This is a genomic window from Microvirga yunnanensis (assembly GCF_025460875.1).
Genome location: NZ_JAMXFI010000007.1, coordinates 23,988 through 36,098 on the forward strand (window position 1 = coordinate 23,988; position 12,111 = coordinate 36,098).

Here is a 12,111-nt window from a genome sequence, read left to right on the forward strand (position 1 = left end):
GCCTACTTCCGCTCTTTGTCGAACGGATTCTGACCCATGCGCAGCGAGACGCGGATCGGTGTCCCCGGAAGGTTGAAGGCTTCGCGCAGGCCGTTGACGAGATACCGGGTGTAGCTTTTCGGCAGGGCGTCGAGCTGGTTGCCGAAGACGGCGAAATGCGGCGGGCGCGATTTCACCTGGGTCATGTAGCGGATCTTGATGCGCCGGCCGGACACGGCCGGCGGCGGATTGGCTTCCAGCGCTTCGGAGAGCCACTGGTTGAGCTTCGCGGTCGGGATCCGGGAGTTCCACGTCTCGTAGACCTGGAAGACCGCCTTCATGAGCGGATCGATGCCGCTGCCGGCGAGACCCGAGAGCGGCACCACCGGGGCGCCGCGCACCTGCGGCAGGAGGCGGGCGGCCTTCTCCTTCAAATCCTTCAGAAGCCCCTGCTGGTCGGCGACGAGATCCCACTTGTTGAGGCCGATCACGAGGGCGCGGCCCTCCTGCTCCACCAGATCGACGATGGAGAGGTCCTGCTTCTCGAACGGAATCGTGGCGTCGAGCAGAACGACCACCACCTCGGCGAAGCGCACCGCACGCAGCGCGTCGGCCACGGAGAGCTTCTCGAGCTTGTCTTCGACCCGGGCGCGCTTCCTCAGGCCGGCCGTGTCGAACAGCTTGATCGAACGCCCCCGCCACTCCCAGTCGAGGGAGATCGAATCGCGGGTGATGCCGGCCTCGGGGCCGGTGAGCAGCCGTTCCTCGCCCACCATGCGGTTGATGAGGGTCGACTTCCCGGCATTCGGCCGGCCCACGATGGCGACCTGGAGCGGCTTGTTCGGATCGTCCTCCTCCTCGACGTCGTCGGGGTCGGGGAAGTGAGGCATCAGGGCCTCGAACAGGTCGGCCATGCCCTCCCCGTGCTCGGCGGACAGGGGAACGGGCTCCCCGAGCCCCAGTCCGAACGCCTCGTAGGCGCCCGCCATGCCGCCCGAGCCCTCCGCCTTGTTGGCGATCAGGATCACGGGCTTGCCCGAGCGGCGGACCATTTCGGCGAACGGCCGGTCGGCCGGCAGAATGCCCGCGCGGGCATCGATCACGAAGAGAATGACGTCCGCATCGGCGATGGCCGCTTCCGTCTGCGCGCGCATGCGGCCGAGGAGCGATTCCTCGGTGGCCTCTTCCAGACCCGCCGTGTCGATGATGCGGAATTCCAGGTCGCCGAGCCTGGCCTCGCCCTCGCGGCGGTCCCGGGTCACGCCCGGCCGATCGTCCACGAGCGCCAGCTTCTTGCCGACGAGCCGGTTGAAGAGAGTCGATTTGCCGACATTCGGCCGCCCGACAATGGCGACGGTCGCCGTCATGTCCTGTCCTATCCTGCTGGTCTCACTGGGTCGCCTGGACCGGACCGCCCGCCACGAGCGCGGTATAGACTGCGAGGCGCTGCCTCAGGGAAGAGGGCGTCTCGCGGTCGGCGGCGATCTGGTCGAACCATCGACCCGCATAATCCATATCACCGGCCTTAAGGCCGGATAATCCCAAGAGTTCCCTGGCCGAATGACGCCACGCGTTGGAGGGAGCCGCCAGCGGCTCCACGGCCTGGCGCAGGCGGGCCGGATCGGCGGTGTCGATGCGCAGCCACGCGGCGCGCAGACGCGCAAGGTCCTTCCACAGCGGCGGGACGGAGCCGTCGTTGGCGAGCGCGTCGTACGCGGAGGCGCCGTTCTCGGCGTTCTGCTGCCCCAGCTCGGCGGCCAGGCGGAAGCGGGCCAGCATTGCGTAGCCGGTCGCGCCGTCCTCCTTCACGACGGTCTCGAAGGCGGCCTGGGATTCCTGTCCCTTGTCCTCTGAAGAGAGGCGCAGGGCCTCCTCGTAGCGCACGGCCGCTTCCTGGGCGCGCTGTTCCTGGGTGTGCTGCCAAAAGCGCCACCCGCCGACGCCCGCCACGATCAGAACCACGACGGCAATGATGATTCCGTTGTAGCGATTCCAGATCTGGGCGATCCGGTCGCGGCGGTATTCCTCATCGACTTCGCGAATGAACTCGTCGTTCGGGGCCATCGTGTCTCTCATGCGGCTCAGGCGGCCGCCTCCTGCATCGAAGGAGGTCGCCTAACATAGACGACCGCGCATGGCGAGAGGCTTCATGCCCGCATGGGCAGGACGGGAACGCCGATCAGCCAGGGATGGAGCCAGAACACGAAGGCCAGATACACCGCCGTGCCGATCGCCACCGCCAGCACGTCGTTGCGCCATCCGGCCGGGGCCGCCGTGCCCCCGTGCTGGGCCGCCACGTCCCGGCGCTTCGCGCTGATGCGGGCCAGCACCGCCCAGACCAGGATGGAGCCGAAGAGCAGGATCGACCCCAGGTCCCCGTTGGCGAGAAGGTGCGCCAGGGCCCAGATCTTCACGCCGGTGAGCATCGGATGCTTCAGCCCGCGCTTGATGCGCCCCGGCAGATAGGCCGCCACGAAGCACACGAAGGCGACCCAGACCAGCAGGAGGGCGAGATGGCGGGTCCAGACCGGGGGATCCCAGACCGGGATGTACCCGCCCGCCCGGTACCGGCCGAACCCGATCGCGATCAGCACGACCCCGAGCAGGGACACGAGGGAGTAGAGACCCTTGTAGGGCCCCTCCCCGAACCTGCCGATCAGGGCGGCCCGGGCGCCCCGCGCCATGCTGAAGGCGTGCATGCCGAGAAAGATCACGAGGCCAAGGATCAGAAGCGTCACGGGAGGTCTCCGGTTGCTAGGAACTTATAGCCATTGCCGTCGAGGAAAACCAACCCGCAGGACCGGGAGGATCGCCCTGGGACGAAAAACCCCCGGCTCGGACCCGCAAGTTTCCTATCGTCATCAAACCCTTGGACTGCCTAAACTTTTAACAAAGGGGCCGCTTGCAGCCTGAAAATTTCTCCGCTACGGACGGCTCAAACCTTGCTTTAGACTAAATCGGCACTAGCGAGGCCGCCGCAAGTCCGATAGCTAGGCCGCAAGATCTCAACAAGTTTTCAAGGGGGAGACAGGTGACGGCACTTCTTGGGCTATCCCGTGTCATCGACTCGATCAACGAGCGCCTCGGCAAGATCGCCGCCTGGGCCATCGTGGCGGCCATCCTGGTCTCCGCGATCAACGCGTTCATCCGGCGCATCTTCGGTGTTTCTTCGAATGCGTGGCTCGAGCTGCAATGGTACCTGTTCGGCGCGGTCTTCATGCTCTGCGCGGCCTGGACCCTGAAGGCGAACGAGCACATCCGCATCGACATCGTCTCGAGCAGGCTCTCCAAGCGCGGCCGGGACACGATCGACGTTTTCGGGCACCTGTTCTTCCTGTTTCCCTTCGTGGCCCTGCTGCTCTGGCTGTGCGTCCCGTTCTTCCTCAACTCGTACCGGTCGGGCGAAGTCTCGTCGAACGCGGGCGGCCTGCTGATCTGGCCGGCCAAGGGGCTGATCCTGCTCGGCTTCATCTCGATGTTCTTCCAGTGGCTGAGCGAGCTGATCAAGCGCGTGGCCATCATGAAGGGCGAGCTCGTGGACGAGCAGGACAGCGCCGGCGCTCACAGCGCTGAGGCGGAGGCGGAGCGCCTCATCCAGGAGATCGGCACCGTCAACACGCCGGGCAAGGGCGGTACGCCCCCCGGCGACGGCGTGAGCTGATCCTTTCGGCGCCTGACCTCACGATTTCGGAGTTTCCATCAATGGCTGCATTGATTGCCCAGAACCTCGCGCCGATCATGTTCGCGGCGCTCGTCGTCTTCCTCCTGCTCGGCTATCCGGTGGCTTTCGCGCTGGCCGCGAACGGCCTCCTGTTCTTCTTCATCGCGGTGGAGCTTGCTCCCTACGCGCCCGAGACGATCACCCTCTCCTGGCCCCTCCTCCAGGCTCTGCCCGACCGCATCTTCGGCACCATGTCGAACGAGGTGCTGCTGGCAATCCCGTTCTTCACCTTCATGGGACTGGTGCTGGAACGGTCCGGCATGGCGGAGGACCTGCTCGACACGATCGGCCAGCTCTTCGGCCCCGTGCGCGGTGGCCTCGCCTATGCGGTGATCTTCGTGGGCGCGCTGCTGGCGGCCACCACGGGCGTCGTGGCCGCCTCCGTGATCTCGATGGGCCTCATCTCCCTGCCGATCATGCTGCGCTACGGCTATGACCGCCGGCTGGCCTCCGGCGTGATCGCGGCCTCGGGCACCCTGGCCCAGATCATCCCGCCCTCGCTGGTTCTCATCGTCATGGCCGACCAGCTCGGCCGCTCGGTGGGAGACATGTACGAAGGCGCGTTCCTCCCCGGCCTGATCCTGACCGCGCTCTACGCCGGCTACATCATGCTGATGTCGATCGTGTACCCGAAATCGGCCCCCGGCCTGCCCCCGGAGGCGATCGGCTACCGCGAGCCCGACGGGGCGCGTGGCGTGTGGCAGCTGGGCGTGCTGGTCGTCTTCTCGGGCCTCGTCGGCTACTATGTGATGTCGCAGACCGGAACGAAGGCCGGCGCCGACTTCGTCATCCTGACGATCTGCGTGGCCACCGTCGTGGCCCTGATCTGCGCGCTCATGAACAAGATGCTGGGCGCCAAGCGGGTCGTTATTTCGGTCGTCCTCGCGGCCGTCCTGGCGGGCATCTACGCCTATCTGCACAGCCAGGGCCACGAAAACTTCGCCCTCACTTTCGAGATGATCCTGGCCGGGGTGATCTATGCGCTCATCGTCGGAATCGTCGAGCGCTTCACGGGCCTTCGCCTCATGTCGAACATGGCCCAGCAGGTCACCTTCGTCATGGTGCCTCCGCTCCTGCTCATCTTCCTGGTGCTGGGCACCATCTTCATCGGCCTCGCGACGCCGACCGAAGGCGGCGCCATGGGAGCCCTGGGCTCGGTGATCCTCGCGGCCATCAAGCGCAAGCTCGACAACAACCCGGCCCGGTTCAACTGGACCCTGGTCCGCCAGGCGACGGAAGCCACCGCGAAGCTCTCCGCCTTCGTGCTGTTCATCCTGATCGGCGCACGCGTGTTCTCGCTCACCTTCTACGGGGTGAACGGCCACATCTGGGTCGAGCACCTGCTCACCTCGCTTCCGGGCGGCCAGGTCGGCTTCCTGATCTTCGTGAACGCGCTGGTGTTCTTCCTGGCCTTCTTCCTCGACTACTTCGAGCTCGCCTTCATCATCATCCCGCTCCTCGGGCCCGCGGCCGACAAGCTCGGCATCGACCTGATCTGGTTCGGCGTGATCCTGGCCGTGAACATGCAGACCTCGTTCATGCACCCGCCCTTCGGCTTCGCGCTCTTCTTCCTGCGGTCGGTGGCCCCGAAGGTGCCGTATATCGACCGCGTGACGGGCAAGAAGATGGAACCCGTGACCACGGGGCAGATCTACTGGGGCGCCGTTCCCTTCGTGATCATCCAGCTGATCATGGTGGCGATCGTGATCGCCTTCCCGGGCCTCGTCACCCACTACAAGGCGGCCGGTCCCGCAGTGGATCCGGCGGCGGTGCAGCAGAAGCTCGACGAGCTCCTGGTGCCGGGCCTGGGCGCTCCGGGAAGCGAACCGGGCGGCCTCCCGGGCCTGAACTTCGACGAGCCTCCGAAGATCCAGTAACGGACGCTCGGGCAAAACAGGAAAAGGCGGGCTTCGGAGCCCGCCTTTTTGCTAAAGCATCGGACCCAAAAGTGGACTTGCACTTTTGGGATCCATCCGATGCTTTCTTCTTGAATGAGAGCATCGGTCAGAACGGAAAACCGGATCCACTTTTCCGTCCGATGCTCTAACGGGCGAACCGTTGCGGACCGGTCGCCCATCCCATAGAACCACGGCGCGACCGAGAAAAACCATGCCGGTCCAAGCGGCACCTGAGGGGGAACCGACGATATGCTTCGCATCACGAGCCTGGCGCTGACCGGCGTGCTCACCCTCCTGCCTCAGGCGGCCTTCGCGGCCGAGTTCGACGGGGCGAGCCTCGGCTTCGCCTGGGCCCTGCCTTTCGCCGGCATCCTTCTGTCCATCGCGCTGTTCCCGCTTCTCGCCCCCCATGTCTGGGAGCACCACCAGGGCAAGATCGCAGCCGGCTGGGGCCTGCTGGTCCTGGTCCCCATGGCGGTCGCCTTCGGGCCGACCACGGCAATCCACGCCCTCGCCCACACGGCGCTGCTCGAATACATCCCCTTCATCCTCCTGCTGCTGGCGCTGTTCACGGTGGCGGGCGGCATTCTCGTGCGCGGCAACATCCACGGGGCGCCCGGCACCAACACGATGCTCCTCGGCCTCGGCACCGTGCTGGCGAGCTTCATCGGCACGACAGGCGCCTCCATGGTGATGATCCGCCCGATCATGCGGGCCAACGACGACCGGCGGCACAACGTCCATGTGATCGTGTTCTTCATCTTCCTGGTGTCGAACATCGGCGGCTCGCTCACGCCGCTCGGCGACCCGCCGCTCTTCCTGGGCTTCCTGCGCGGCGTCGACTTCTTCTGGACCACCAGGCACCTGCTGCCGGAGACCCTGTTCGCCAGCCTCCTGCTGCTCGCCCTGTTCTTCGTGATCGATCTCGTGGTCTACCGGAAGGAAGGGCGCGTCCGGCCCGACCCGACGCCCGACAACCCGGTGCGGGTCACGGGCGGCATCAACTTCCTCCTGATCTTCATCATCATCGCGGCGATCCTCATGAGCGCCACCACGGATCTCGGCCGTGTCACCGTGCTCGGCGTGGAGATCGAATTCGCCAACGCCCTGCGCGATCTGATCATGATCGTCGTGACGGTGATCTCCCTGAAGACGACCTCGAAGGCGAACCGGATCGAGAACGGCTTCTCCTGGGGACCGATCCAGGAGGTGGCGAAGCTGTTTGCCGGCATCTTCATCGCGATCATCCCGGTGCTCGCCATGCTCAAGGCCGGAGCGCACGGGGCTTTCGCGCCGCTGGTCGCGCTCGTGACCAACCCGGACGGCAGCGCCAACAACGCGGCCTATTTCTGGCTGTCGGGCGGGCTGTCCTCGTTCCTCGACAACGCCCCGACCTATCTGGTGTTCTTCGAGCTGGCCGGCGGCGATCCGCAGCAGCTGATGACCACCGGGGCGCTGACGCTCACAGCCATCTCGGCCGGCGCCGTGTTCATGGGGGCGAATTCCTATATCGGCAACGCGCCCAACTTCATGGTCTATGCGATTGCCCGCGAAGGCGGCGTGAAGATGCCGAGCTTCTTCGGCTATCTGCTCTGGTCGGGCGCCATCCTGATCCCGACCTTCCTGCTCCTGACGCTCCTGTTCTTCCGGGGGTGAGCGTCGACGGGACCTGCCGGCGCGGACTCGTTACCGGCGCCGGTAGATCCCGGTGAAGGTCACGTTGTGGCCGCCGCACATGGCGTTGTCCCTGACGAGCAGGTAGGCGCCGAGACGACGCAGCTGGACCCGGCAATCGGCCTCGTCGGCTTCGTCGTACGGCAGCGGTCCGTCCTCTCCCATGCCGAAGGAGAGCATCGCGCCGCGCACCGGCGCTTCGCCGTCGAGTTCACCGATGTTCACGGCGCCGCGCGCGACGCGGCCGGGATCGGACGCGCCCCAGGTGGCGTCGCCCTTGATCCTCAGCGTCCCTTGCGCGCCGGTCTCGATCCGGATCGTCTGCTCCGGACCGCTGTCCCATGTTCCGATCCAGCCGTGGGGCGCCGCCACGGGCTCCTCGGGCACGGCGGACACCGCACCACGCGGCAACCAGCCGTCCGTCACGACACCTTTCCGGCCGGGATAGCTGGCGCACAGGAAATCTCCGTCGCCGCCCGAGATCACCACCTCGTCGCCGGGAACAAGATAAGCCTTATCCTTGCAGGCGGCGCTGCTGTTGGGGCAGCCCTTCCCGAAGACGTCGCGCTTCACGAAATTCACCCGTGGCGCGAGAGTGTTGATGCGCCCGAGGTAGATGTCCCGGTTCGCCTCGAGGTCCTGGAGCTCGTAGCCGAAGTGGAAGCATCCGGCGCCCTCGGCACGGGAGGGCCCGGCCCAGCCCGTCAGCAGGAGCGAAACGGCCGCCAATGTCGTCTTCAGCCCTCGGGCCATGGCGATCCCCGTCATATTCCAGGTTACTGAACTTCTTCCGCATACAGCTCCGGCTTGAAGCCGACCAGGATGCGCCCGCCGCGGTCGAGCACCGGGCGCTTGATCATCGCGGGCTGATCGAGCATGAGCGCGATGGCCCTGGCCTGATCGAGACCCACCTTGTCGGCCTCCGGGAGGTTGCGGAAGGTGGTGCCGGCACGGTTGAGAAGCGTCTCCCAGCCGACCTGCGACACCCAGGATTCGAGCCGCGCCCGGGTGATCCCTTCCGACTTGTAGTCGTGGAACGCGAAGGGCACGCCCTCGCCATCGAGCCAGGCGCGCGCCTTCTTCACCGTGTCGCAGTTCCTGATGCCGTAGAGGGTCATCGCCATCGTCCACTCCAATCCATTCATCGTCGAGGACGCCGGATCCTCCAACACATCCTGCCGAGCGGTTTCATCGACAGCGATGGAGCCGCCTTGAAGGGCTTTCGAGGCTGACGGCGCCCCGTGAAAAGCCCAACTCGTCGGGCTAGAGCATCGGACGGGAAAAGTGGACCCACTTTTGGGATCGGATCCGATGCTCAATTCCTGAAGCGGCGCATCGTTCGGCCCTTCGGGTCGCTGACGCGGCCCTCTGGGTCCGCACGATGCGCTAGCGGACCCGTCAAACGCCTTCGACGATGCGGATGTCGCGTTCCGCTCCGCCGCCCAGGGCAGCCAAAGCCTCCTGATAGGCCGGGCTGTCATGAGCCGCTCGGGCCTGCTCGACCGAGTCGAACTCGATCACGACCGTGCGCTGCTGAAGCCCTCCCTCGTAGAGGTGAGCGGGCATTCCCCGCGCCAGAATACGGCCGCCGGCCGCGACGCTGAGGGCGGCATAGGCCGCCAAGGCCTCGGGATTGCTGACCGAACGATAGGTTGCGACCCAATAGGCTTTGGCCATGGTCCCCGGTCCCTCCGCGTGTTCTGTCCGACGATAAAGGAATTCGCCCAAAACGTCACGCTCGGGACGATCGCTCGTGCTCGCGATCCGGCTCTTGGGCTAACAGGCTCTTGGGCGAACAGGATTGGGACGCCTGTTCGCCGCTCGGCTGACCTACTATTGTGCCGGGAGCGCCGAGTAGGAGACGTCACCTCACTCCCACTCGATGGTGCCGGGCGGCTTGGAGGTGATGTCGTAGGTGACACGGTTGATGCCCTTGACCTCGTTGATGATCCGGGTCGCGACCCGGCCGAGGAAGCCCATGTCGAAGGGGTAGAAATCCGCCGTCATGCCGTCGATGGACGTGACGGCGCGCAGCGCGCAGACGTGATCGTAGGTGCGCGCATCGCCCATGACGCCCACGGTCTTCACCGGCAGCAGCACCGCGAAGGCCTGCCAGATCTGATCGTAGAGGCCGGCGTTGCGGATCTCCTCGAGATAGATCGCATCGGCCTTGCGCAGGATGTCGAGCTTCTCGCGGGTGATCTCGCCGGGAACCCGGATGGCGAGGCCCGGGCCCGGGAACGGGTGGCGGCCCACGAAGGCGTCGGGCAGGCCGAGCTCGCGGCCGAGCACGCGCACCTCGTCCTTGAACAGCTCGCGCAGGGGCTCCACGAGCTTCATCTTCATCCGCTCGGGCAGGCCGCCCACATTGTGGTGGCTCTTGATGGTGACCGAAGGGCCGCCGGTGAAGGAAACGCTTTCGATGACGTCCGGGTACAGGGTGCCCTGGGCCAGGAAATCCGCCCCGCCGATCTTCTTGGCCTCCTCGTCGAACACGTCGATGAAGAGCCGACCGATGGTCTTGCGCTTGACCTCCGGGTCCGACACGCCTTCCAGGGCCCCGATGAAGAGATCCTGCGCCTGCACGTGAACGAGCGGGATGTTGTAGTGGTCGCGGAAGAGCGTCACCACCTGCTCGGCTTCCGACGCGCGCAGCAGGCCGTGATCGACGAACACGCAGGTGAGCTGGTCGCCGATCGCCTCGTGGATCAGGACCGCCGCGACGGCGGAATCGACGCCGCCGGACAGGCCGCAGATCACCCGGCCGGTGCCGACCTGGGCGCGGATGCGCTCGATGGCCTCCTCGCGGAAGGCCTTCATGGTCCAGTCGCCCTTGCAGCCCGCGATGTCGCGCACGAAGTTGCGGATGAGCTGCGCGCCCTGGGGCGTGTGCACCACCTCGGGATGGAACTGCACGCCGTAAAACTTGTGCTCTTCGTCGGCCACGACCGCGAAGGGGGCGTTCTCGGAGGCGGCAAGGACCTCGAATCCTTCGGGAAGCCTGGTGACCCGATCGCCGTGGCTCATCCAGACCGGATATTTCTTGCCGACCTGCCACACGCCCTGGAACAGCGGGCTCTCGGTGAGCACCTCGACCTCGGCGCGGCCGAACTCCGAATGGTGCCCGCTCTCGACCTCGCCGCCGAGCTGCGCCGCCATGGTCTGCTGGCCGTAGCAGATGCCGAAGACCGGGAGGTCGGTGTCGAACAGCTCCTGAGGGGCCCGGGGCGACATGTCCGCCGTGACCGATTCCGGTCCGCCCGAGAGGATCACGCCCTTCGGCTTCATGGTCCGGATCGCCTCGGCGGCCTTCTGGAACGGCACCACCTCCGAATAGACCCCGTCCTCACGCACGCGCCGTGCGATGAGCTGGGTCACCTGGGAGCCGAAATCGACGATGAGGATTTTGTCGTGGGTCTGGGTCATGGCGGGTTCTTACGGGTTTCCGGGTCGGGGCGACAATCGAAATATGAGGCTTTTCATGGGTTTCGCACCAGGATCGCGGCATAAAAGCCGTCCGTCCCGGTCCTGAGCGGCGTCAGCTGGAGCCCGTGGGCGGTCGGGCGCACGGCCTTCTCGAGGGGGCCGAGCCGCGCCGCGTCCAGGACCGCCGCCGGCGGCAGAGGCGTGAACCCGTCGTGGCGCTCCATGAACGCCGCCAGGGCATCGTCGTTCTCCTCCGGCAGGATCGAGCATGTGATGTACACGATACGTCCCCCCGGTCGCACGAGCCGGGCCGCCCGGTCGAGGACCGCCTCCTGCTCCTTGCGCCGCACGTCGAGACTTCCGGGGCGCAGGCGCCATTTGGCGTCCGGGTTGCGCCGCCAGGTGCCGACCCCCGTGCAGGGCGCGTCCACCAGCACGCAGTCGATCTTCCCGTCGAGATCGGTCACCGCATCGGCCTTCGCCCGCGGGGTGCGGACCTGGACGTTGCGGACGCCCGCGCGGGCGAGCCGGTCGTGGATCGGCGCGAGGCGGCGGGCATCGTTGTCGGTGGCGTAGATCTGACCGTGGTTCTCCATCATGGCCGCAAGCGCCAGGGTCTTGCCGCCGCCGCCGGCGCAGAGATCGACCACCTGCTCGCCGGGCTTGACCCCGGCGAGAAGCGCCACGAGCTGCGAGCCCTCGTCCTGGATCTCGATCCACCCCTTGAGGAATTCGGGTTCGGACTGGACGGCCGGCCCGCGCCCGTCCTCGCCCGGTGCGATGCGAAGACCCAAGGGCGAGAGCGGGGTCTCGACGGCGCCGAGATGCGGCAGGGCGTCGTGCGCCTCCTCCCGCGAGGGCACCTTCAAGGTGTTCACCCGCAGATCGAGCGGGGCCCGGGCGGTGAGCGCCCGCATCTCGGGCACGAGATCATCGCCGAAGAGACGCCGGAGCGAGGGCTCGATCCAGTCCGGGAAGTCGCCCGCCACAGGAGCCGGCGCGCCGCCGAGGTCGGCGCTTTCAAGCCTGGCGCGCTCGTCGGCGGTCAGGGGCTCGGGGGCGAACCGCTCGCCGGAACACAGGGCCGCGACGGCCGCGGCATCGAGGCCGCGTTGAAGCCTCAACATGCCGAGGACGATGGCCCGGGGCGTGGCTTCTCCCATGATCCAGGCCGCGGAGGCCTTTCGGCGCAAGGCATCGTAGACGAGGCTCGCGATGGCGGCCCGGTCCTTGGAGCCGGCGAAACGATGGGAGAGGCCCCAATCCTTGAGGGCATCGGTGGCCGGGCGGCGCCGGGCGTCGATGTCGGTCAGAACCTCGATGGCGGCGGAGATGCGGGCGGCTGGCGTCATCGAAAGGGCACACTCAAGCTTGGCCGTGGAAACGACACATTGTTACCTATTTTTCGTCTTC

The 12,111-nt window shown here is 66.6% G+C and carries 11 protein-coding genes; 3 read left to right on the top strand and 8 right to left on the bottom strand.

Features of this window, described 5'->3' with window-relative positions; translation table 11 throughout:
- Nucleotides 1-2: 2 nt before the first annotated feature.
- The 3 genes from der to NF876_RS05410 form a co-directional block, all read right to left on the bottom strand.
- Nucleotides 3-1,346 carry a ribosome biogenesis GTPase Der gene (gene der, locus NF876_RS05400; protein WP_262267825.1) on the bottom strand — a complete coding sequence of 448 codons (1,344 nt, stop codon included), beginning with the start codon at nt 1,344-1,346 and terminating at the stop codon, nt 3-5.
- A 22-nt stretch (nt 1,347-1,368) separates the two neighbouring features.
- On the bottom strand, nt 1,369-2,043 hold the full coding sequence (locus tag NF876_RS05405; protein ID WP_262267826.1) for a tetratricopeptide repeat protein: 675 nt from the start codon (nt 2,041-2,043) through the stop codon (nt 1,369-1,371).
- 83 nt (nt 2,044-2,126) lie between these two features.
- Nucleotides 2,127-2,717: an NnrU family protein gene (locus tag NF876_RS05410; RefSeq protein ID WP_262267827.1), complete on the bottom strand. Its 591-nt coding sequence runs from the start codon at nt 2,715-2,717 to the stop codon at nt 2,127-2,129.
- A gap of 293 nt (nt 2,718-3,010) precedes the next feature.
- Between NF876_RS05410 and NF876_RS05415 the strand changes: the two genes are divergently transcribed.
- The 3 genes from NF876_RS05415 to NF876_RS05425 all read left to right on the top strand — a co-directional run bounded on the left by NF876_RS05415 (nt 3,011) and on the right by NF876_RS05425 (nt 7,254).
- Nucleotides 3,011-3,640 (top strand): TRAP transporter small permease subunit, encoded by a 630-nt coding sequence (locus NF876_RS05415; RefSeq protein WP_262267828.1) that lies wholly within the window; start codon nt 3,011-3,013, stop codon nt 3,638-3,640.
- Between the two features lie 41 nt (nt 3,641-3,681).
- On the top strand, nt 3,682-5,577 hold the full coding sequence (locus tag NF876_RS05420) for a TRAP transporter large permease (protein WP_262267829.1): 1,896 nt from the start codon (nt 3,682-3,684) through the stop codon (nt 5,575-5,577).
- 270 nt (nt 5,578-5,847) lie between these two features.
- Nucleotides 5,848-7,254 carry a sodium:proton antiporter gene (locus NF876_RS05425; protein ID WP_262267830.1) on the top strand — a complete coding sequence of 469 codons (1,407 nt, stop codon included), beginning with the start codon at nt 5,848-5,850 and terminating at the stop codon, nt 7,252-7,254.
- Between the two features lie 30 nt (nt 7,255-7,284).
- On the opposite strand, the gene NF876_RS05430 is transcribed toward NF876_RS05425, so the two are convergent.
- The 5 genes from NF876_RS05430 to NF876_RS05450 form a co-directional block, all read right to left on the bottom strand.
- Nucleotides 7,285-8,025 (bottom strand): hypothetical protein, encoded by a 741-nt coding sequence (locus tag NF876_RS05430; protein WP_262267831.1) that lies wholly within the window; start codon nt 8,023-8,025, stop codon nt 7,285-7,287.
- Between the two features lie 23 nt (nt 8,026-8,048).
- Nucleotides 8,049-8,396 carry an ArsC family reductase gene (locus NF876_RS05435; protein WP_262267832.1) on the bottom strand — a complete coding sequence of 116 codons (348 nt, stop codon included), beginning with the start codon at nt 8,394-8,396 and terminating at the stop codon, nt 8,049-8,051.
- A gap of 274 nt (nt 8,397-8,670) precedes the next feature.
- The gene (locus tag NF876_RS05440) at nt 8,671-8,949 is read right to left on the bottom strand and encodes a DUF1330 domain-containing protein (protein WP_262267833.1); all 279 of its coding nucleotides are present in this window, start codon (nt 8,947-8,949) and stop codon (nt 8,671-8,673) included.
- Between the two features lie 192 nt (nt 8,950-9,141).
- Nucleotides 9,142-10,698, bottom strand: coding sequence for a glutamine-hydrolyzing GMP synthase (gene guaA, locus NF876_RS05445; protein WP_262267834.1), 1,557 nt, complete (start codon nt 10,696-10,698; stop codon nt 9,142-9,144).
- A gap of 53 nt (nt 10,699-10,751) precedes the next feature.
- Nucleotides 10,752-12,050 carry an RsmB/NOP family class I SAM-dependent RNA methyltransferase gene (locus NF876_RS05450; RefSeq protein WP_262267835.1) on the bottom strand — a complete coding sequence of 433 codons (1,299 nt, stop codon included), beginning with the start codon at nt 12,048-12,050 and terminating at the stop codon, nt 10,752-10,754.
- Nucleotides 12,051-12,111 lie beyond the last annotated feature (61 nt).